At 65.9% G+C, this 19,347-nt stretch carries 21 protein-coding genes and 1 tRNA gene; 5 read left to right on the top strand and 17 right to left on the bottom strand.

Annotated elements, in window-relative coordinates:
* The first annotated feature begins 69 nt into the window (after positions 1–69).
* Positions 70–143: transfer RNA gene (locus FLO80_RS11605), tRNA-Gly, on the top strand.
* A gap of 68 nt (positions 144–211) precedes the next feature.
* Here the strand turns inward: FLO80_RS11605 and ftsA are convergent.
* The 10 genes from ftsA to ftsW form a co-directional block, all read right to left on the bottom strand.
* Positions 212–1,540 carry a cell division protein FtsA gene (gene ftsA / locus FLO80_RS11600; protein ID WP_111366581.1) on the bottom strand — a complete coding sequence of 443 codons (1,329 nt, stop codon included), beginning with the start codon at positions 1,538–1,540 and terminating at the stop codon, positions 212–214.
* On the bottom strand, positions 1,537–2,427 hold the full coding sequence (locus tag FLO80_RS11595) for a cell division protein FtsQ/DivIB (RefSeq protein ID WP_111366579.1): 891 nt from the start codon (positions 2,425–2,427) through the stop codon (positions 1,537–1,539). The genes ftsA and FLO80_RS11595 overlap by 4 nt, the downstream gene beginning before the upstream one ends.
* Positions 2,415–3,344 carry a D-alanine--D-alanine ligase gene (locus FLO80_RS11590; protein WP_111366577.1) on the bottom strand — a complete coding sequence of 310 codons (930 nt, stop codon included), beginning with the start codon at positions 3,342–3,344 and terminating at the stop codon, positions 2,415–2,417. Before FLO80_RS11590 ends, FLO80_RS11595 begins: the two co-directional genes overlap by 13 nt.
* Positions 3,345–3,417: 73 nt before the next feature.
* Complete coding sequence (gene murB / locus FLO80_RS11585; RefSeq protein WP_111366575.1) at positions 3,418–4,356, bottom strand: UDP-N-acetylmuramate dehydrogenase; 939 nt, start codon at positions 4,354–4,356, stop codon at positions 3,418–3,420.
* Positions 4,357–4,423: 67 nt separating this feature from the next.
* Positions 4,424–4,684, bottom strand: coding sequence for a hypothetical protein (locus FLO80_RS11580; protein WP_111366573.1), 261 nt, complete (start codon positions 4,682–4,684; stop codon positions 4,424–4,426).
* Positions 4,681–4,929, bottom strand: coding sequence for a DUF2484 family protein (locus tag FLO80_RS11575; RefSeq protein ID WP_111366571.1), 249 nt, complete (start codon positions 4,927–4,929; stop codon positions 4,681–4,683). The genes FLO80_RS11580 and FLO80_RS11575 overlap by 4 nt, the downstream gene beginning before the upstream one ends.
* A complete protein-coding gene (locus FLO80_RS11570; RefSeq protein WP_111366569.1) occupies positions 4,926–5,204 on the bottom strand; it encodes a DUF2484 family protein in 279 nt (92 codons plus the stop codon). The genes FLO80_RS11575 and FLO80_RS11570 overlap by 4 nt, the downstream gene beginning before the upstream one ends.
* 180 nt (positions 5,205–5,384) lie before the next feature.
* On the bottom strand, positions 5,385–6,803 hold the full coding sequence (gene murC, locus FLO80_RS11565; protein ID WP_111366566.1) for a UDP-N-acetylmuramate--L-alanine ligase: 1,419 nt from the start codon (positions 6,801–6,803) through the stop codon (positions 5,385–5,387).
* 54 nt (positions 6,804–6,857) lie between these two features.
* Positions 6,858–7,949 carry an undecaprenyldiphospho-muramoylpentapeptide beta-N-acetylglucosaminyltransferase gene (gene murG / locus FLO80_RS11560; RefSeq protein WP_111366563.1) on the bottom strand — a complete coding sequence of 364 codons (1,092 nt, stop codon included), beginning with the start codon at positions 7,947–7,949 and terminating at the stop codon, positions 6,858–6,860.
* A gap of 41 nt (positions 7,950–7,990) precedes the next feature.
* On the bottom strand, positions 7,991–9,157 hold the full coding sequence (ftsW, locus tag FLO80_RS11555; protein ID WP_111366561.1) for a putative lipid II flippase FtsW: 1,167 nt from the start codon (positions 9,155–9,157) through the stop codon (positions 7,991–7,993).
* 170 nt (positions 9,158–9,327) lie between these two features.
* On the opposite strand from ftsW, the gene FLO80_RS11550 reads away from it, so the two are divergent.
* Positions 9,328–10,506 carry a BaiN/RdsA family NAD(P)/FAD-dependent oxidoreductase gene (locus tag FLO80_RS11550; protein WP_111366559.1) on the top strand — a complete coding sequence of 393 codons (1,179 nt, stop codon included), beginning with the start codon at positions 9,328–9,330 and terminating at the stop codon, positions 10,504–10,506.
* Between the two features lie 134 nt (positions 10,507–10,640).
* Here FLO80_RS11550 and FLO80_RS11545 read toward each other — a convergent pair whose 3' ends face one another.
* Both FLO80_RS11545 and FLO80_RS11540 read right to left on the bottom strand, forming a co-directional pair.
* Entirely contained in the window at positions 10,641–11,066 is a 426-nt protein-coding gene (locus FLO80_RS11545) for a c-type cytochrome (RefSeq protein ID WP_111366557.1), read from the bottom strand.
* A gap of 27 nt (positions 11,067–11,093) precedes the next feature.
* Positions 11,094–11,465, bottom strand: a complete 372-nt coding sequence (locus tag FLO80_RS11540) for a c-type cytochrome (RefSeq protein WP_111366555.1) — start codon at positions 11,463–11,465, stop codon at positions 11,094–11,096.
* A gap of 265 nt (positions 11,466–11,730) precedes the next feature.
* On the opposite strand from FLO80_RS11540, the gene FLO80_RS11535 reads away from it, so the two are divergent.
* Together FLO80_RS11535 and FLO80_RS11530 are read left to right on the top strand one after the other, a co-directional pair.
* Entirely contained in the window at positions 11,731–12,141 is a 411-nt protein-coding gene (locus FLO80_RS11535; protein ID WP_111366553.1) for a PaaI family thioesterase, read from the top strand.
* A gap of 14 nt (positions 12,142–12,155) precedes the next feature.
* On the top strand, positions 12,156–12,599 hold the full coding sequence (locus tag FLO80_RS11530) for a DMT family transporter (RefSeq protein ID WP_111366551.1): 444 nt from the start codon (positions 12,156–12,158) through the stop codon (positions 12,597–12,599).
* A 15-nt stretch (positions 12,600–12,614) separates the two neighbouring features.
* Here FLO80_RS11530 and FLO80_RS11525 read toward each other — a convergent pair whose 3' ends face one another.
* The 5 genes from FLO80_RS11525 to proS all read right to left on the bottom strand — a co-directional run bounded on the left by FLO80_RS11525 (position 12,615) and on the right by proS (position 17,377).
* Complete coding sequence (locus tag FLO80_RS11525) at positions 12,615–13,298, bottom strand: ABC transporter ATP-binding protein (protein WP_111366549.1); 684 nt, start codon at positions 13,296–13,298, stop codon at positions 12,615–12,617.
* A complete protein-coding gene (locus FLO80_RS11520; RefSeq protein ID WP_111366871.1) occupies positions 13,291–14,583 on the bottom strand; it encodes a lipoprotein-releasing ABC transporter permease subunit in 1,293 nt (430 codons plus the stop codon). Before FLO80_RS11520 ends, FLO80_RS11525 begins: the two co-directional genes overlap by 8 nt.
* Before the next feature lie 52 nt (positions 14,584–14,635).
* The gene (locus FLO80_RS11515) at positions 14,636–15,151 is read right to left on the bottom strand and encodes a DUF2937 family protein (RefSeq protein ID WP_111366547.1); all 516 of its coding nucleotides are present in this window, start codon (positions 15,149–15,151) and stop codon (positions 14,636–14,638) included.
* A 149-nt stretch (positions 15,152–15,300) separates the two neighbouring features.
* On the bottom strand, positions 15,301–15,819 hold the full coding sequence (locus tag FLO80_RS11510) for a DUF1993 domain-containing protein (protein WP_111366545.1): 519 nt from the start codon (positions 15,817–15,819) through the stop codon (positions 15,301–15,303).
* Between the two features lie 205 nt (positions 15,820–16,024).
* Positions 16,025–17,377, bottom strand: a complete 1,353-nt coding sequence (gene proS / locus FLO80_RS11505) for a proline--tRNA ligase (protein WP_111366869.1) — start codon at positions 17,375–17,377, stop codon at positions 16,025–16,027.
* A gap of 177 nt (positions 17,378–17,554) precedes the next feature.
* Here proS and FLO80_RS11500 point away from each other — a divergent pair.
* A partial coding sequence (locus tag FLO80_RS11500) for an acyltransferase family protein (RefSeq protein WP_149187077.1) occupies positions 17,555–19,347 on the top strand: 1,793 nt, incomplete at its 3' end.

Raw genomic sequence — 19,347 nt, 5'->3', positions numbered from 1 at the left:
ACGCTGTGCAAGATCGCGGAAAACCGACTTGCACAGGCCACCACGCAGGGCTATCTAGGGCGGTGCGCAGCGGGTATGGTGTAGTGGTAGCGCGCCGGCTTCCCAAGCCTGAAGTGCGGGTTCGATTCCCGCTACCCGCTCCAAATCACCTCTCAGGTTTTCCAAACAAGGCCGGGGCCATCGAACAACCGGCACACGATCTGTCGGCCAGTCACCAGTTGTCCTTGAACCATTTGACCGCGCGGCGCAGCGAGCGGGCGGGGTATTTCTCGACCGGCAGTTCGAAATCCCACCATTCATCCTGCGGATGGGCCGCGAAAAGGCACATGCCCACGGCGCTGGCAAAACCCGGCCCGGTCGCCGCCTGTGGCAATCCGTGCACCCGCATCGGTCGGCCCAGACGCACCTGCTGCCCAAGGATTTTCGAGGCCAGCCCGTCAAGCCCCGGGATCTGGCTGCCCCCACCGGTCAGCACGATCTGCTGGCTCGGCAGGTGCTCGAACCCGGCCGCATCCAGCCGCACGCGCACCTCTTCGAGAATCTCCTCGACCCGCGGACGCATGATCCCGATCAACTCGGCCCGACTCACCTGACGCCGGTCATGTTCCCAATCGCCGGTCTCGCCTTCGAGGTCGATCATCTCGCGATCATCCATCCCCGTGGCCACGACACCGCCCAGAAAGGTCTTGAGCCGTTCGGCGGTGGCGGGTGGCACCTGAAGCCCCAGTGAAATATCGCTGGTCACGTGGTCGCCGCCCATGCTCACCGCATCGGCATAGATCATGTGCTTTTTCATGAAGATCGAAATGCCGGTCGTGCCGCCGCCCATGTCGATACAGGCGGCGCCCAGTTCCTGTTCGTCCTCGACAAGCGCCGCAACGCCCGAGACATAGGCCGAGCTGGCGACCCCCGCCAGTTCCAGATCACAACGCCGCACCGCATGGGCAAGATTCTGGACCGCGGCCGCCTCGACCGTCACCATATGCATGTCCGTGGCCAGGCGTGTGCCCATCTGCCCGCGTGGGTCAATCAGGCCCGAACGGTGGTCGAGCGCAAAATTCACCGGCTGTGCATGCAGGACTTCGCGGCCCTGCCCGTAATCGGGCACATCACAGGCGCTCAGCACCCGGCTTATATCCTGTTCGGTCACGACCGTCCCATCGAGATCGACCTCGCCCGCCAGCCCGTAACTGCGAGGCCCCGCCCCCGAGAAACAGGCGATGACATGATCGACGCGGATATTGGCCATTTTCTGCGCTGCCTGCACCGCCGTGCGGATCGCGCGTTCGGTCTCGGCCATGGCCTCGATCTCGCCGAACCGCACGCCGCGCGATCGTGTGGTCGCCGCGCCAATCACCCGGAACCCGGCCTGGCCCGCCATCGAACCGACATCGCCTCCGGCCGGGTCGACCCCGTCAAAGCGCAGCACCAGGCAGGCAATCTTGGATGTGCCCACGTCCAGCACGGCCACCACGCCGCGTTGCATCGCCGCCTTGCGCATGTTGCGCATCGCCCTCTGAGATTCATAGAGCTCGATCATGATCCGTCGTTCTCCACCGATATACTTCTGATTTCCCACCAGTTCTCGACCGCGTTCTGGCTCATGCGGAGCGTCGGGCGCTCGGCCAGGCGCATGTCCACTGCCACGAGATCGCGCGCCAGCATGTCCTGTGCATCCGACAGCGCGATCACCCGTTCCAGGGCCTGCACCGGCGCATGTTCGGGCAGCAGGATTCTCTGCCCCCGGTCCAGAACGACATCCCAGCGTCGCTCGCCCTTGCGCACCAGCCCACGCAGCCGCGGGGCCAGTGGTCCGCTAGCTGCATATATGGCCATTGCTTCCTGCAAATGCCGGTCTGCGCCGGTTCCTGCCAAAAGCGGCAGTTCGGGATACGCGGCCCGATGCGCCACGTCATCCAGAACGACCCCTTCGATATCGACGCGGTAAAGTCCATCGGCATCCCGCCACAGTGCCACGGGCTGACGCTCGACGACGTCGATCTGAAGCACACCGCCATTGCGGATGCGCACGCTTGCGCTTTTCACCCCGGCCAAACCGGCAACGTCCTGCCGGATCGTTTCGAGATCGAGATCAAAGGACGATACCGGAAAATCGTAGGGAACGATTTCGCGGATATCCTCGCTCACCCCGTCGCTCGCCCCGTCCACCGCCATCAGTTGCACGGTAAATTCGGGACGGGTGTAAATCTCGGTCCGGATATCGGCAATTGCCAGCCGAATTGCATCACGGCGACCTTCGTCGGAAAGGTAAATCAACCCTGCGAGCAGGCACAGGCCAAAGGGCACGCCGAACCGCAGCAGGTTGCGGAAAACCGGCGTCAACATCAGCCGCTGAAAGCGATAGGCCCACCGGCTCGGGGCGGGGTCCGGCTTCGATACCCGCTTCTCGCCGGTCATCGGTTGCATGACGCGTCCTCTACCATCCAGCGGCACAAGGCGCCGAAACTGATGCCCCGGGTCTCGGCCTGCTCGTTGGCCAGCGACGTGGGCGTCATCCCCGGCTGGGTGTTGGTTTCAAGCAGGACAAGACCATCAAGCCCCCGCGCCTCGTCCCAGCGAAAATCGGTCCGGGTCACCCCGCGGCACCCCAGCGCCCGATGCGCGCGCAGCGCATACTCGAGGCAGGTATCGTAAATCTCGGCGGGCAGATCGGCGGGCACCACGTGCCGCGAGCCGCCTTCGGAATATTTCGCGTGATAATCATACCAGCCATCGGTCACGATATCGGTGACACCCAGCGCCCCGGGATCACCCGCTTCGCCCCCCATCACCGTGGTGGTCAATTCGCGCCCCGGCGCATAGGTCTCGACCATCACGACATCGGGCATGTCCTCGGCCAGTTGCGGTGGACCGTTCGCGGCTTCGTGCACGATATAGACGCCCACGGATGAGCCTTCGTTATAGGGTTTGACCACATAGGGTGGCGCCATCACATGGCGTGCCGACACATCCTCGCGGCGGGCCAGAACGCTCTCGACCACAGGCAGCCCCGCGGCACGGTAGACCTCCTTGCTGCGTTGCTTGTCCATGGCCAGCGCCGAGGCCAGAACCCCCGAATGGGTATAGGGCAGGCCCAGCCATTCGAGCATCCCCTGCACACAGCCATCCTCGCCCCAACGGCCATGCAGCGCATTGAACACGACATCGGGCCTGATCTCGTCCAGACGGGCCACCAGATCGCGCCCGGCATCGAGTTCGACAACGTCGAACCCCTCGCTGCGCAGCGCCTCGCCACACCCCTTGCCGGTGGCGAGCGAGACCTCGCGCTCGGCAGATGGGCCGCCCATCAACACCACTACTTTCGGGGGGACTCCGCCCGACATGCCTGTCACTGCCTCAATATCGCGGGCCTTTTGTGACCCTTGTTTCGCTCTTGCTGCCTGAACGGGCCGGTCTTTATCGCGACCCTTGTTCCGGAGCCGGTTCGCCGACCCTCATGATTTCCCACTCTAGCGTGATACCGCTGGAATCGTAAACCTTTTTTCGCACATCTTCGCCCAGTTGTTCGAGATCCGCCGCACTTGCCTGCCCGGTGTTGATCAGGAAATTGGAGTGTTTTTCACTCATTTGCGCCCCACCGCGCCGCGCGCCGCGCATACCGGCCGCGTCAATCACCTTCCACGCCTTCATCTCGTGCGTGTCATCCGCCTGTCCGGTCGATGAAAAGCCCGCCGGGTTGCGGAACGTGCTGCCTGCGCTGCGCTCTTTCACGGGTTGGGTGGCATCGCGCTTGGCGATCTGCTCCTGCATCCGCGCCTCCAGGGTCTCGGGCACACCTTCCGGCCCCTCGAAGACCGCCTCGACGATCACCCAGCCCTCGGGCAGATCGCTCTGGCGATAGCGAAAATTGAGCTCCTGCGCGCCCAGCGTGACCACCTCGCCCGCCCGCGTCACCGCCTTGGCCTCGATCAGGACATCCGCCACATAGGTGCCGTAACAGCCCGCATTCATCCGCACCGCGCCGCCGATGCTGCCCGGTATGGTGCGCAGAAAGGTCAGGTCGATCCCCGCCTGCGCCGCCTTGCGCGCGACATGCGCATCAAGCGCCGCCGCCCCCGCTCGCACCCGGTTCCCTTCGATCTCGATCCCGTTGAAACCGCGCCCCATGCGGATCACCACCGCACGCAAACCGCCGTCGCGCACAATGAGGTTGCTGCCCACCCCCATCGGAAAGACCGGCACCGCACGATCAAGCGCCGCCAGAAAACCGGCAAGATCCCCGGCATCCGCCGGCATGAACAGCCAGTCCGCCGGCCCGCCCACGCGCAACCACGTCAATTCGCTCAACCTCTTGCCGGGGATCAGCTTTCCCCGCACCTCGGGCATGTCAGCCATGGATCAATGCTCTCTTCGTTTCGGGCGACATACACCACGCCCCACGCCCACGAAACCCGGCACGCATTCACCTGCCTCTCATGCGGACCACCGCGGCGCCCAGCAACATCCCCAACGCCATCGGCGCCAGCAACAACAGCGCGGGCAGGAAGGTGGCAATCGCGTCCCACCCATCGGTCTTGCCTTGCGCACTAAGAAAAAGCCACCCGGCCAGCACCGTCGCCGCCACAACCGCCGACCAGAACGCCCCCCAACGTGCGTGCCGCGCCAGCACCACACCAAGGATCACGCCCCCGGTCAGGAACAGCAGCGGAATGGCATAGATCATCGCGCCACCTTTCGCCGCAGCCAGCGCATCAGGTAAATCACCGGCCAGCGCAGCACGCTCAGCCCCGCCACCAGCGCCAGCAGACCCACCCACCACGGGTTTTCCCAGAAGATCCACAAGAGCAGCGGCAGCCCCGTCGCCATCAGCCCATAGGCCCGCCGCCAGTGGTTGTCCTTCGAAGGCAGCATCGCCGCCATGTTCGCCACCACCAGCCAGACGAAAAGCGCGATCAGCGACAGGTTCACCTCGGTCCCTCCCGGTTCGGCTCCGACGGCAATTCCGGCGCAGCGCCCCTTGCCCGACGCCACAGGTATCGCAACGGGTTGCGAAACATCGACACGAATGCCGCCGCGCCCAGAACCGCCATCACTGCCCCGTGCGCAACCCCGATCCAGGCAATCACCCCCGGCGCCGCGATCAACAGGACGAGCCCCGGCCGATATTGCTGCCGCATCGGCAGAAACGCCACCATCGTGGCGGCCAGCACCCAAAGGCTTGCCGCGATCAACGCCTCACTCATCCGATCCGCCCCACCGACAGGGGATCATCGCATAGGGTGCGCCCAGACCATGAACCCGGCGCCAACGGCCTTAGCGGATAAACCTGATACATCCCGGACTCCCCTTTCATCTTTCTTCATATACTCAATCAAGATTTACCGGGAGTCACCACGCTCAACCTGCCAGGGGCCGACGCCCGTTCATTCCCCGGCACCAAGCCGTTCAGGCAGGGCGTTCGCCCAGCCGCTGATCGTGCCCGCGCCGAGGCAGACCACCATGTCGCCGGGCCGTGCCTGCTCCCGCACCAGCCGCACCAGATCGTCCAGACCGTCGATCCCGCATGCATGCCGATGGCCATGAGCAATCAGCCCCGCGACCAATGCCTCCCGGTTTGCCCCTTCGATTGGCGCCTCACCAGCGGCATAGACTTCGGCAATCGCCACCATGTCGGCCTCGTTGAACGCCGAACAGAACGCATCGAAATGGTGGTGCAGGCGGGTATACCTGTGCGGCTGATGCACCGCGATGATCCGGCCGCCCGGATCGGTGCCGATGGCCTGCCGCGCGGCCTTGAGAACGGCGGCGATCTCGGTCGGGTGGTGGCCGTAATCGTCGATGATGGTCACGCCGCCCACCTCGCCCACGCGGGTAAAGCGCCGCCCGACCCCCTTGAACCCGGCCAGCGCCTCGCGGATTTCGTCGGGCTTCATGCCAAGATGACGCGCCACCGCCACCGCGCCGAGCGCGTTGCTGACATTGTGATCGCCCGGCATCGGCAGGGTGCAGCCCTTAATCACCCGCCCCTCGGCCTGAAACGCGATGTCGAAATGCGCGATACCCTTGTCATAGCGCAGGTTCACTGCCCGCACATCGGCCTGCGCGTTGAACCCGTATGTCACCACCCGCCGGTCGGTGATCTTGCCCACCAGCGCCTGCACATCGGCATCATCGGTGCAGCACACCGCCAGCCCGTAGAACGGGATGTTGCTGACGAAATCGTAAAATCCCCGGTGCAGGTTCTCCTCGGTGCCCCAATGCTCCATATGCTCGGGGTCGATATTGGTGACGATCGCAATCGTGGCTGGCAGACGGTTGAAGGTGCCGTCGCTCTCATCCGCCTCAACCACCATCCATTCGCCCTGCCCGACGCGGGCATTGCTGCCATAGGCATGGATGATGCCGCCATTGATCACCGTGGGATCGAACCGCCCCGCATCCAGCAGCGCCGCCACCATCGTCGTCGTGGTGGTCTTGCCATGGGTGCCCGCCACCGCGACATTGGATTTGAGCCGCATGAGTTCGGCCAGCATCTCGGCCCGGCGCACCACCGGCAGGCCCCGCCTGCGCGCCTCGTCGAGTTCGGGATTGCCCGGCTTGATCGCGGACGAGATCACCACCACTTCGGCGCCTTCCAGGTTCTCGGCCCGCTGACCCTCGAAGACCCGCGCGCCCATCCCTTCCAGCCGCGTGGTGATCTTGCTTCGTTTCAGGTCGGACCCCTGCACGGCATAGCCATGGTTGATCAGGACCTCGGCAATGCCCGACATGCCGATCCCGCCGATCCCCACGAAATGGATCATCCCCACATCCCCGGGAAGTTTGGTCGCCGCTGCACTCATATCGAACCTTTCCTGCTCATCCCTTGGTGGGGCCAACCCACCGTCGCCCGCGCCCTAGCCCGCCAGTTCCTCGACCAGCGCCACAAGCTCTTCCGTCGCCTCGGGCTTGCCCACCGACAGGGCCGCATGGGCCATCTTCACCGCACCGTCGGGCTGGGTCAGGATGCTTGCGATCTGCTCTGCCATGATCTCGACCGTCGCCCGGCTCTCAGGGATCACGATCGCACCACCCGCCTCGGTCAGCCCGCGCGCATTCGCGCTCTGGTGATCGCCCGTCGCATGCGGATAGGGAATGAGGATCGACGGTCGCCCGATCACGCTGATATCGGCCACGCTCGACGCGCCTGCGCGCGAAATGACAAGTTGTGCCTCGCTCATCCGTCGCGGCACGTCGCGGAAAAATGGCTGCACATCCGCGTCGACCCCGTTTTCGGCGTAAAATTGCGCCACCCGCGCGCCGTCCTCGTCGCGCGCCTGGTGGCTCACCCGGATATTGCGCAGCACATCCATCGGCAGCGCCGCAATCGCGGGCGGCACGATATCGCTCAGAACCCGCGCGCCCTGGCTACCGCCGATCACCAGGATCGACATCGGGTAATCGCCGGGCGGGATATAGGGCGCGCCGGCGCGCTCCTGCACCGCGGCGCGCACCGGGTTGCCGGTATGCACGCCCGCGACGCCCTCGGGCAGGTCCGCGGGCCATGTGCCACAGGCGACCCGGTCGACCCGCCGCGAAAAGACGCGGTTCACCCGGCCCAGCACGCCGTTCTGCTCATGGATCATCCGCGGCAGCCGCAGCACCCGGGCCGCCGCCATCGCCGGAATCGCGGGATAGCCGCCAAAGCCGACCACCACGTCGGGCCGGTCGCGCCACATCCGCCACGCCGCCGCCAGCGTGCCACCGAAGATGCGCAACGGCGCCACCAGCTTGGCCAGCACCCCGCCGCGCACGAAACTGGCGCTCGCCACCTGCTCGATCTCGACCGTATGCGGGAACCCGCCAGTATAGCGCGCACCCCGCGCATCGGTGGACAGTTTCACCCGCCATCCCTTGCGCAGCATCACCTCGGCCAGCGCCTGGGCCGGGAACATGTGCCCGCCCGTACCGCCCGCCGCGATGACCAGAAGTCTCTGCCGCTCCGTCATGTCATCCTCTTGTGCCGACCGCCGACACGCCTCTCGGCCTACTACCGCCCAGCGCGGCCAAAAATCTCGTCAATTCCGCCCTGCGGACGGCTCCGCGTCAGGGCCAGCAACATCCCCACCGCAATGCCCCCCGCGATCAGCGAAGACCCACCATAGCTCACGAAGGGCAATGTCATCCCCTTGGCCGGCAAAAGCCGCACCGCCACACCCATGTTGATCATCGCCTGAACTCCGAACATCGCGGCAAGCCCCGTTCCCGCCAGCCGGATGAACGGGTCACGCTCACGCACCAGCCGCCAGAGCGACCGCAAAACGACGCTGGCATAAAGCGTGATGATCACGAGGACAAGCACCAGCCCGTATTCCTCGGCGGCCACGGCGATGATGAAATCGGTATGCGCATCGGGCAACGACCACTTGACCTGCCCTTCGCCCACGCCGACCCCGAACAGACCGCCCTCGCGGATCGCGTTGAACGCAAAGCCAAGCTGTGTGCGCGGGTCCAGTTCGGGATTGAGAAACCCGTCGATCCGACGCGCGAAATGCTCGGAGGCGTTATAGGCGAACGACCCGCCCAGCACCACGAGACCGGCCAGCGCCAGGAGAATGACCATCGGCGCCCCGGCCACGAAATAGACCACGCCCCATCCGAACAAGATCAGCGCCGCCTGCCCGAAATCGGGCTGTAGCGCCAGAAAGATCACGATCACCCCGGCCAGGATGAGCGACAGGCTCTTGCCCGGCGGGCCGTTGATTTCCTGGCTCGCGGCCATCATCCATGCCGCGACGACCACGAAACCGGGCTTGAGAAACTCGCTCGGCTGGATACTGGCAAATCCCAGCGAATACCACCGCACCGCGCCCTTGCCGAAATCGGTGCCGAAAAACGGCAACCCCATCAGCGCCACGAACGCCACCAGGAACCCCAGCACGGCAAGGCGACGCACCATATCGGGGGGCAACATCGACGTGATTAGCATCACGATCAGCGCCACAACGCCGAAAATCGCCTGCCGGGTGACGTAATGGAACGCCCCGAACCCGTTCTTTTCGGCCAGGGGCACGCTTGCCGCCAGCGCCAGCAAAAGCCCGATGCCAAACAGCATCAGGATGCAGGACAGGCTCCACTTGTCCACCGTCCGCCACCATCTGGGCAATATCGGATCGCCCGATCGCGCGGGCACCGCGCCATAGACCATTTCCGTCATGGATAAAACACCGCCAACTCTGCCTCTTGTCCCGTTTCCGGGCCGCCCCTTCACCGGGGTCTGTCAAACAAGTTTAGCACGGCGATTCGCCCTTGGGAAGCATACGATTCGCGGCAGGCGCAGGGTCGCCCCCTCTTGCCCCGCGCACCCGCATCGGGCATGGCGCGCGCATGCAAGTCGAAACCCTCATCCTCGGGGCCGGCGCCGCCGGCATGATGTGCGCCGCCCATGCCGGGCCGGGCACGCTGGTGATCGACCATGCCCGCGCGCCCGGCGAAAAGATCCGCATCTCCGGCGGCGGGCGCTGCAATTTCACCAATCTCGATTGCGGCCCGGCACAGTTCCACGGCACCAACCCGCATTTCGCCAAATCCGCGCTGGCCCGCTATACCCACTGGGAGTTCATCTCGCTGATCTCCGAACACGGGCTCGCATGGCACGAGAAAACGCTGGGCCAGCTCTTTCTCGATGACAAGGCGACCGGGCTCGTCGATCTCCTGCGCGGCCTCATGGCACGGGCCGGGGCCGAGCTTCGGCTCGAAACCGCGCTCGTCGACCTTTGCCATGACGGCACCCACTTTCACGCCACGCTCGAAACGCAGGGCCGCCGCGAAATCGTCACCGCGCGCCGTCTCGTGGTGGCGACGGGGGGCAAGTCGATCCCGAAAATGGGCGCGAGCGGGCTGGCCTATGACATCGCGCGCCAGTTCGGCCATGCGCTGGTGCCACCCCGCCCCGCGCTGGTGCCGTTCACCTTCCCCGACGGCCGCTTTGCATCGCTCGCAGGCGTGTCGCTGCCGGTGCGCGCCGATGCGGGCGGGCACGGCTTTGACGAGGCGATGCTGTTCACCCATCGCGGCCTCTCCGGCCCCGCGATCCTGCAAATCTCCAGCTTCTGGGCCGAGGGCCAACCCATCACCATCGACCTCGCCCCCGGCGCCGATCTTTTCAACCTCCTGCGCACCGAACGTCAAACCGCGGGGCGCAAACAGATCGGCACCGCGCTGGCGGCGCATCTGCCCGCACGGCTCGCCCAGTATCTCGCCGACACCCTGCACCTCAACGGCAATCTCGCCGATCAACCCGACAGCCGCCTGCGCCCGCTTTGCGAGACGCTCCACCATTGGCGCCTGACCCCCTCGGGCACCGAAGGCTGGCGCACCGCCGAGGTGACGGCCGGCGGCGTCGCAACCGACGGGATCTCCCCGCAAAGCATGATGTCGAAAACCGTGCCCGGTCTCTATTTCATCGGCGAATGCGTGGATGTCACCGGATGGCTCGGCGGCTACAATTTCCAATGGGCATGGAGTTCGGCCATGGCCGCCGCCCGGGCACTCACCGCCGACTGACCGCGCAGGTGCCACTGCCAGACAAATGAGTATTTGGACCAAGAAAGAGAGCGGGGCCAACATACCCACCCCCGCTCTTTCTTGGAAAAAATACTCAAATCTGGACCATCAAAGCGTGCCCGCCGTTCCGGCCTTCAGCGCTGGATGCTCTCCAGGTAGACCATCAATGCCGCCAGCGGGCGCGGCACCGGCGACAGAACCCCGTCGCCCGTATCCAGCGGAACGGTCGGCCCCTCCAGAAGCAGGCCGAACTCGGGCATGTCCTGCCCCGGTAGCCGCCCGCGCGTGTATCCGTCGATGTAAGAAAGAACCTGTGCACGCGGGAAATCGCCCCCGTTGGACCGCGCGATCATCGTCAGATCGACGGGCGCGCGCCCGCTCTCCGCGCGGATCTCGCGCGCCAATTCACCGTTCCCACGCCCGGCCGCCCCGTGGCACATCGCGCAATTCTCGACATAAAGCGCGGCACCTTCTGACGCTTCGGGCATCTCCTGAGCGGCACAAGCCACCAGGAGCCCGGCCAGCCCGGCCACTGAAATCATCCTAAACGTCGCCCGCATATCGTCCTTTCCCGGCCCGTCCGGCCGCTATTCCTGCACCGTTTGCATAGTTTGCAAGAAACTCACCAGATCGGCAATCGCACGACTGGTCATGACCCTCTGCCCGCTCACCGTTTCAAGCGTGGTATCATCGCCTTCGAAGAAATCGCCATAGACCGGCATCGGGCTTCCGTGGGCGACCAGCGGGTCACGCCCGTCAATCCGCCGGATCACCCGCAAGACCGGGAAAGCACCGCCCGCGCGCGCCGCAAGGGTGGTGAGGTCGGTGGGCTGGATCACCAGAACCCCCGCCATCGGCCCCCTCCCTTCGCCGCTCACCCCGTGACAGGTGGCGCAATGACGCTCGTAAAGCAGCCCTCCCTCGGCGGCATCCTGCCCCGCCGCCACGGTGCCGAGCATGGCCACGCACAGGGCCAGCGCCCCGGCCTGCCTTGAAATCCCTGATGTCCGCACCGGTCGATCCTCCGATAATGTATCCGGCCCCGTCACCGACCATCCTATCACGTGACACGGGCGCGACTTTGACACGGATCATGTCGCAAGCGATCTGCGTTTCATCCCTGTCAGGGCTGGAACACCGCCAAGAGCCGTGCCAAACTCCGCGCCAAAGCGGATGCGCCGAACAACGCAGCCGAAACACGAGGCAGGGACGGAGCCACATACCATGACCGTAACGACCGACGCCGCGCAGGCGCTTCTGAAAGAGGGCTTTGCGCCATGGGTCCAGGCCCTTGATCTCAGCATCACCGAGATCGGGCCCACCGGCGCCACGCTCACCATGCCGGTAGCCGAACATCTCGAACGGGTGGGCGGCATCGTCTGTGGGCAGTCGCTGGCGGCGATGGCCGACACCGCGATGGTGTTCGCCTGTATCGGGCACATGAACCGGTTTCACCCGGTCGCCACCACCACGCTCGACACCCAGTTCCTGCGCCCCGCCACAGGCGACGCGATCCGCTGCGAGGCCGAGGTGGTGCGCGCCGGAAAGGCGCTGATCTTCACCCGCGCCACGTTGATCGCCGAGCCTTCGGAAAAACCCGTGGCCACCGCCACCGCCACGTTCTTCGTGCCGTGATCAGGAACCCGCCCATGACCCCTACGTCCGCCTACGCCGCCGTGATGCTCGCCGCCGGGATCGGCATTCCCGTTCTGGCCGCGCTCAACGCCCAGCTGGGCCAGCGCCTGGGAAGCCCCTTCGCCGCCGGGGTGATCCTCTTCGTGGTGGCACTCTGCGCCGGGATTGTCGTGCTGTTCCTGACCGGCCCCGCCCCGATCCTCAAGGCCCCGCAGGCGCCCCGGCACCTGTTTCTGGCCGGGCTCCTGGTCGCCTTCTACATTCTCTCGATCACCTTCGTCGCGCCACGCTTCGGGGTCGGCAACGCGGTGTTCTTCGTGCTCCTGGGCCAGTTGATCAGCGCCGCCGCGATCGACCATTTCGGCCTCTTCGGCGCACAGCTCAGCCCGCTGTCGCTGGCCCGGGCGGGCGGGATCGCTCTGATGGCGGCGGGCGTCTGGCTGACCCAGCAGGTCTGACGCCCCGACCCCGGCTCACGCCGCCACAAGCCCCCCGTTCTCAAGCCGCAGCACCCGGTCCATCCGCGCCGCCAGCGCCATGTTATGCGTCGCGATCACCGCCGAAAGCCCGGTATCGCGGGCCAGTTCGATCAACGTCTCGAACACCCTGTCCGACGTCGCCGGGTCAAGATTGCCGGTCGGCTCGTCCGCCAGAAGCAGGCGCGGCTCGTTCGCCAGCGCCCGGCAAAACGCCACCCGTTGCTGCTCGCCCCCCGACATCGCCGCCGGCCGATGATCGGCGCGCGCGCCCACCCCCACCCGCGACAACAGATCACCGGCCCGGGTCATCGCATTGGCCCGCCCGGTGCCATTGGCCAGTTGCGGCAGCATCACGTTTTCCAGCGCACTGAACTCGGGCAAGAGGTGATGAAACTGGTAGACGAACCCGACCTCCCGGCGCCGCACCGCCGTGCGCCGCCGATCCGACAGGCCCACCATCTCGCGCCCGCCGATCCGCACCGACCCCGCATCGGCCACGTCGAGAAGCCCGGCAATATGCAAGAGCGTCGATTTGCCCGCCCCCGACGGCGCCACCAGCGCCACCATCTCGCCCGCGCGCACCGCCAGATCGGCACCCGACAACACCTCGACCGCATTGGGCCGCCCCCGGTTATAGGTCTTCTCGACCCCTTGCAGCTCCAGCACCACATCACTCATAGCGCAACGCCTCCACCGGGTTCATCCGCGCCGCCCGCCGCGCCGGAAAGATCGTCACGATGAACGACAGCCCAAGGCTCAACCCCACCGCGCTCAGCACGTCGCCCAGTTGCAGTTTCGCGGGCAGGAACGAGATCCCGCGCACCGACGGGTCCCACACACCCCCACCCGACAGCGCGTTCACGATGCCAAAGATCGGGTCGATATAGATCGCGAACAGGCAGCCCAGAAGCACACCCATCGCCGTGCCGATAATGCCGGTAAAGGCGCCACAGAGGAAAAACACCCGGAGAACCGCCCCCTCGGTCAACCCCATGGTGCGCAGGATACCGATATCGCGCCCCTTGTTCTTGACCAGCATGATCAACCCGCTGGTGATGTTCATCGCCGCGATCAGCACAAGGATCGACAGGATCACGAACATCACGTTATCCTCGATATCAAGCGCGCGCAGGAACGACCCGCTCGCATCGCGCCACGTCCACAGCAACGCCCGCTCACCCGCCGCCTCCAGAAGCGCCACGCTCATCGCGTCGATCCGCTCGGGCTCGCGCACCATGACCTCGAGTTCATCGGCCACACCCTCGCGGTTGAAATACGACTGCGCCTCGTCAAACGGCATGTAGACCCGGGTGCGGTCGATGTCGTAACGCCCGGCGGTGAACACATAAACCACCTCATAGGCTTTGACCCGCGGGCTGGTGCCAAAGGCGGTCTTGACCCCGTCGGGCGAAATGATCTTGATCCGATCGCCCGCCACCACGCCCAACTCGCGCGCCACGCCCGAGCCGATGGCGATGGCCGCGTCACCACCGAACAGCGCGATATCGCCCTCCGCCTCCTGCGGATCGACGATGCGCGGGATGGTTTCAAGGTTCCCGGCACTGATCCCGAACACCTCGACCCCCGCATTGCGCCCGCCCGCGCTGGCCATCACCTGCCCCTTGATCAGCGGCGCGGCCCGGATCACCCCCGGCACCGCGCGCACCCGCTCGGCCATGTCCTCGTAATTCGCGATGCTCCGGTCGATCCGCCCGGCCCCGTCGACCTGCGCCGCGTTATAGATCGTCACATGGGCGTTGGCGCCCAGAATGGTATCGACGAATTCGGCGCGAAAGCCCGAGCGCACCGCCAGCGTCGCGATCAGCGCCATCACCGCCAGCGTGATCCCGATCAGGCTGATCCACGTCATCACGCTGACCCCGCCCTCGGCGCGTCGCGCCCGCAGGTATCGCCACGCAATCATGAACTCGAACCGCGCAAAAGGGGGGGTGGTGCCTGCCATGTCTGCTCCCGGGATCTGGTTGCGCGCAATCTGCGCCGCGGTGCGGATCAGGTCAAGCGGCCCGCGCCGCACTTGCCGCTTTCCGCCGCCCCGCAAGGCGCCGCACAATCCCGCCCAACCCGCCGACAGCCGCCAGGCCGCCAAGGAACCCCGCACCCGCGAAAACCACGCCCTCGAAGGTCAGCGGCAGTGCCGGTCGATACGCCTGCCAGACCTTCGCGGCGATCTCGGCGTCCCCCAGATGCCCGACGCGGTGCAACCGCGTGAACGGCCCCGCCGCCTCCAACACCTGCAAATCCTCCGAGAGCCGCGCATGCCGGGCGATCACGCGCCCCATCGTGTCGGCCCGCGCCGCCCCCATCGCGCCGCCCGCCTCCAGATCGGCCAGCGCCGCCGCACGGCTCAGACCCAGCCCCGCCGCATCCGCGTCGAACTCATCGACAAAGCGCGAAAGCTCGTCCACCGCGCCACCCAGACGCTGGACATATTGTTGCGAAAACTCGGGAAACTGCGACAACCCCGCCGCCCCGGTCAGCCCCCCGGCCAAAGTGAGCACCCTCAGAAACATCTGCCCTGCCTCTTGTTTTCCGGCAGTCTAGCAGATCGCGCCCGGTTTGGAAAAGCCGCGCGAACCCGGTGCTGCCCACGCCGGAAGCCCGCGCCATGTGTCAACGGATGTCATGGAACCGGAGCGCAAGGGCGGTCGAAACGCCGGGTCTACCGCGTGCGCAGCCGGCCTTCGTAATCGCGCTTCCCGATCGGAACACCCCGCACCCGCAGGATGTCGTATGCGGTGACAGCATGGAAATAAAAGTTGGGCAGCGCAAACGACAACAGGAAGGTCTCCGATGTGAAGGCGAGGTCTCGCGGCCCGATGCGAAGATCCAGATCTTTCCCCGACCATCCGTTCACCTCTTCGCGATCATACGCCGCCAGCGTTTTCTCCGCCTGCGCAATCATGCCGCGCAATTCGGCAAAGGGCATCTCTCCGACAAGTGCCGGCGGATCGAAGACACCGGTCCTGACCGCCTCCAGCGCCGACACCGAATGGTGCGTGACACACTCGATCTGGAAGTGGAAGGGCGCCATGTCGTCATGAAGACTCGCATTCACGAAATCGTCGGGGTCGGCCCGTTTCCCTGCACAATGGGCGCGCGCCTTGTCGAGGACATCGCCAACCGCCCGCGTGGTCTGCAGGAATGTCGGCACGCTGAGGTCATAAAGGGTTACGGTCATTTGGCGAGCCTAGTATTTCTCCGGTTTTCGCGCAAATCTCGATCCTGTCACGCGCACCTGACCGAACCGCGCCCCGAAAGGCTTTACTCGAAAACCCGTCATCCGGTCCCCGCACAACACCCTGTGCCCGGACTCGCACGACACGCCCCGACCGTCACGGGGCATCTACCAACCACCGACGCTCAAGGGCGGATCGCCGCGCCACTCAAATCCCGCGCACCAAGTGCCCTTCATAGATACGGGCCAGCTTCTTCACCGCCTCTTCCGGCGGCAATTCCTCGCTCTCGCCGGTCCGGCGGCTGGTCAGCTCCACCACCCCGTTCTTGAGGCCGCGTGGCCCCACGGTGATCCGCCAGGGCAGACCGATCAGGTCCTGCGTGGCGAATTTCGCCCCCGCCCGCTCGTCGGTATCGTCATAAAGCGGTTCAAGCCCCGCCGCCGCCATCGCGGCACAGATCGCCTCGCTTGCTGCATCCGCCTCGGCATCGCCGACCTTGAGGTTGACCACCCCGGCATGGAACGGCGTGACCCCCTCGGGCCAGATGATGCCACGCTCGTCGTGGCTTGCCTCGATGATCGCGCCCAGCAGGCGGCTCACGCCAATGCCATGGCTGCCCATATGCACCGGCACCGGCTTGCCATCCGGCCCCTGCACGGTGGCGCCCATCGGCTCGGAATACTTGGTCCCGAAATAGAAGATCTGCCCCACCTCGATGCCGCGCGCCACCCGGCGCCGCTCTTCGGGCACCTCGGCGAATTTCGCCTTGTCGTGGGTCTCGTCGGTGCGGGCGTAAAGCGCGGTAAATTCCTCCATCACCGCGCGGCACTCATCGACGCTGTCATAGTCGATCTCGCGCGACCCAAGGCGGATATCCGTCACCGCGCTGTCATAGAAAACCTCGGACTCGCCCGTTTCGGCCAGCACGAGGAATTCATGCGTGTTGTCGCCCCCGATCGGCCCCGAATCCGCCCGCATCGGGATCGCCTGCAACCCCATCCGCTCATAGGTGCGCAGATAGCTCACCAGGTGACGGTTATAGGCATGCAGCGCGTCCTCCTTGGTGAGGTCGAAATTATAGCCGTCCTTCATCAGAAACTCGCGCCCCCGCATCACGCCGAAACGCGGGCGGATCTCGTCGCGGAACTTCCACTGGATCTGGTAGAGCGTCAGCGGCAGGTCGCGATAGCTGCCGACATGGGCGCGGAAAATATCCGTCACCAGTTCCTCGGCCGTGGGCGTGTAAAGCAGGTCACGCCCGTGCCGGTCCTTCATGCGCAGCATCTCTTCGCCGTAATCATCATAGCGCCCGCTCTCGCGCCACAGGTCGGCCGATTGCAGGATCGGCATCTGGATCGGGATATGCCCGGCGCGCGCCTGCTCCTCGTGGACGATATTCTCGATCTTGCGCAGCACCTTGAAGCCCAGCGGCAACCACGAATAGATCCCCGCCGCCGATTGCTTGATCATCCCGGCGCGCAACATCAGCCGGTGGCTGACAATCTGCGCCTCGGCGGGGTTTTCTTTCAGCACGGGAAGGAAATATCTCGAAAGGCGCATGTCGGTCAGATCCTGAATGGGTGCGGGTTCGGGTGCAACTGAGCGCATGGGCTAGCTCAAACAAGGCAGCATGACAAGGTGCGAAGCCATGGCCGCGCGCAGCGCGATTGCACCCGGCCCGCGCTCTGCTATAACCCGATCCGGGCCTGGCGTGGACGGGGCAGGAACAGGGCAGACATGACGCGCGCCTACAGAAGCGACATCGACGGGTTGCGCGCCATCGCCATTCTCGGCGTGGTGATCGACCATGCCGGACTCGGCCTCCTGCCCGGCGGCTTTGCCGGGGTCGATGTATTCTTCGTCATCTCGGGCTACCTGATCGGCGGTCACATCTTCGAGGATCTCGCCAACGGACAGTTCACCTTTGGCGGCTTCTACAAGCGCCGCCTGCGCCGCATCTACCCGGCGCTCGTCACCGTGCTGCTGGTCACGATGATCGCGGGCTGGTTCGTGATGATGCCGCATGATTACCGATACATGGGCGGCGCCGCCTTCACCGCGCTGCTGTCATTGTCGAATATCTGGTTCTTCCAGACGATCGACTATTTCCACCCCGAGGCGCTGAGTGACCCGCTGATCCACACCTGGAGCCTTGGCGTCGAGGAACAGTTCTACCTCCTCGTGCCGCTCCTGCTGGTGCTGCTCTGGCGCCGGTCTCCCGCGATGATCCTGACCTGCCTCGTCGCACTCGTGGGGCTCAGTCTCGGGCTGGCGCTCGCCACCTCTGCCGAATACCGGATGCAGGCGTTCTACCTGCTGCACACCCGCGCTTGGGAACTCTTTGCCGGTGTGCTGGTGGCCTATCTCGCCTTGCGCGGTCACCGCCTGCCCGGCGCCGCCCGGGCGCCGCTGGCGGCGCTGGGTCTCGCGCTCATCGTCGGCGGCATGGCCCTTACCCCGCTCGCCGCGCCCTGGCCCGGGCCATGGACCCTGCCCGCGGTGCTCGGCACGGTGCTGATCCTCGCCGCGGGGCGCGAAGACCTGGCCATCTCGCGGTTGCTCTCGCTTGCACCGATGCGCTTTGTCGGGCTGATCAGCTATTCGCTCTACCTCTGGCATCAACCGGTGTTCAGCCTGCTCAAGCAGGCGGGCCGCTGGCCCGACACGCTGGCAGGGCTGATCGTGGTGCTGGCCGGGCTCACCGCGCTCTCGGCACTCAGCTGGCGGGTCATCGAACAACCCTTCCGCCGGGGCGCGCGCCTCGCGCTGCCGCGCAAGGCGGCGCTGGGCGGCATGGCCGCCGCGCTCTGCGTCATCGTCATCGGCGGCCACGTGACCAGGGGCTACCCCGCGCGCCTGCCCGGGCATGTGCAGGCGGTGCTGGCCTGGTCCGACAGCATCGCGCCCAGCTATCGCAGCTGCATCTTCACCCGCGACGAGATCGCCACCACCGATCTCGACGACGGCTGCACCTTCGGCGCCGATCCCGAACCGGGCGTGCTGCTCTGGGGCGACAGCCACGCCGCGCGGCTCGCCGAACCGCTCGGCAACGCGCTCGGGCAGCACGGGCACGGCCTGCGCCAGATGACATTGTCGAGCTGCCTGCCGGTGGCCGGCTTGATCAACACCGGCCAGACCCGCGCCACGCAATGCCCCGCCTTCAACGCCCGCGTGCTCGACTGGCTCGACCGCGCACCCGGCATTTCGCATGTCGTGCTCTTCGCCACCTGGAACAGCTACATCTTCGACTGGTCCGGCCCCGACATGTTCGGGCACAGCATGCCCGACGGGTTCTACGCGATCCCGACAGACGCCCCCGAACCGGCCACGCCCGCGGCCCGCCACGCCGCCTTTGCCCGCGCGCTGGCACAGACGCTGACCCGCGCCGCCGGAGCCGACCGGCAGATCACCATCGTTCTCGCCCTGCCCCGCCCCGACACCCCGGTGCCGCGCCATTTCGCACGGCAACTCTGGAACGGCACGCCCCTGCCCGACACCCGGGGCTTCCCCCGCGCCCTCGCCGACCGGCC

The organism is Aquicoccus porphyridii (assembly GCF_008369105.1).
GTDB lineage: Bacteria > Pseudomonadota > Alphaproteobacteria > Rhodobacterales > Rhodobacteraceae > Aquicoccus > Aquicoccus porphyridii.
This window is presented reverse-complemented; position numbering and strand designations above follow the sequence as displayed.

What these genes read in the sequence shown, in the direction of transcription:
- ftsA (WP_111366581.1), bottom strand. Translation starts at nt 1,540, where the DNA reads ATGATCGAGCTCTATGAATCTCAGAGGGCGATGCGCAACATGCGCAAG.
- FLO80_RS11595 (WP_111366579.1), bottom strand. Translation starts at nt 2,427, where the DNA reads ATGCAACCGATGACCGGCGAGAAGCGGGTATCGAAGCCGGACCCCGCC.
- FLO80_RS11590 (WP_111366577.1), bottom strand. Translation starts at nt 3,344, where the DNA reads ATGTCGGGCGGAGTCCCCCCGAAAGTAGTGGTGTTGATGGGCGGCCCA.
- murB (WP_111366575.1), bottom strand. Translation starts at nt 4,356, where the DNA reads ATGGCTGACATGCCCGAGGTGCGGGGAAAGCTGATCCCCGGCAAGAGG.
- FLO80_RS11580 (WP_111366573.1), bottom strand. Translation starts at nt 4,684, where the DNA reads ATGATCTATGCCATTCCGCTGCTGTTCCTGACCGGGGGCGTGATCCTT.
- FLO80_RS11570 (WP_111366569.1), bottom strand. Translation starts at nt 5,204, where the DNA reads ATGAGTGAGGCGTTGATCGCGGCAAGCCTTTGGGTGCTGGCCGCCACG.
- murC (WP_111366566.1), bottom strand. Translation starts at nt 6,803, where the DNA reads ATGAGTGCAGCGGCGACCAAACTTCCCGGGGATGTGGGGATGATCCAT.
- murG (WP_111366563.1), bottom strand. Translation starts at nt 7,949, where the DNA reads ATGACGGAGCGGCAGAGACTTCTGGTCATCGCGGCGGGCGGTACGGGC.
- ftsW (WP_111366561.1), bottom strand. Translation starts at nt 9,157, where the DNA reads ATGACGGAAATGGTCTATGGCGCGGTGCCCGCGCGATCGGGCGATCCG.
- FLO80_RS11550 (WP_111366559.1), top strand. Translation starts at nt 9,328, where the DNA reads ATGCAAGTCGAAACCCTCATCCTCGGGGCCGGCGCCGCCGGCATGATG.
- FLO80_RS11545 (WP_111366557.1), bottom strand. Translation starts at nt 11,066, where the DNA reads ATGCGGGCGACGTTTAGGATGATTTCAGTGGCCGGGCTGGCCGGGCTC.
- FLO80_RS11540 (WP_111366555.1), bottom strand. Translation starts at nt 11,465, where the DNA reads ATGCTCGGCACCGTGGCGGCGGGGCAGGATGCCGCCGAGGGAGGGCTG.
- FLO80_RS11535 (WP_111366553.1), top strand. Translation starts at nt 11,731, where the DNA reads ATGACCGTAACGACCGACGCCGCGCAGGCGCTTCTGAAAGAGGGCTTT.
- FLO80_RS11530 (WP_111366551.1), top strand. Translation starts at nt 12,156, where the DNA reads ATGACCCCTACGTCCGCCTACGCCGCCGTGATGCTCGCCGCCGGGATC.
- FLO80_RS11525 (WP_111366549.1), bottom strand. Translation starts at nt 13,298, where the DNA reads ATGAGTGATGTGGTGCTGGAGCTGCAAGGGGTCGAGAAGACCTATAAC.
- FLO80_RS11520 (WP_111366871.1), bottom strand. Translation starts at nt 14,583, where the DNA reads ATGGCAGGCACCACCCCCCCTTTTGCGCGGTTCGAGTTCATGATTGCG.
- FLO80_RS11515 (WP_111366547.1), bottom strand. Translation starts at nt 15,151, where the DNA reads ATGTTTCTGAGGGTGCTCACTTTGGCCGGGGGGCTGACCGGGGCGGCG.
- FLO80_RS11510 (WP_111366545.1), bottom strand. Translation starts at nt 15,819, where the DNA reads ATGACCGTAACCCTTTATGACCTCAGCGTGCCGACATTCCTGCAGACC.
- proS (WP_111366869.1), bottom strand. Translation starts at nt 17,377, where the DNA reads ATGCGCCTTTCGAGATATTTCCTTCCCGTGCTGAAAGAAAACCCCGCC.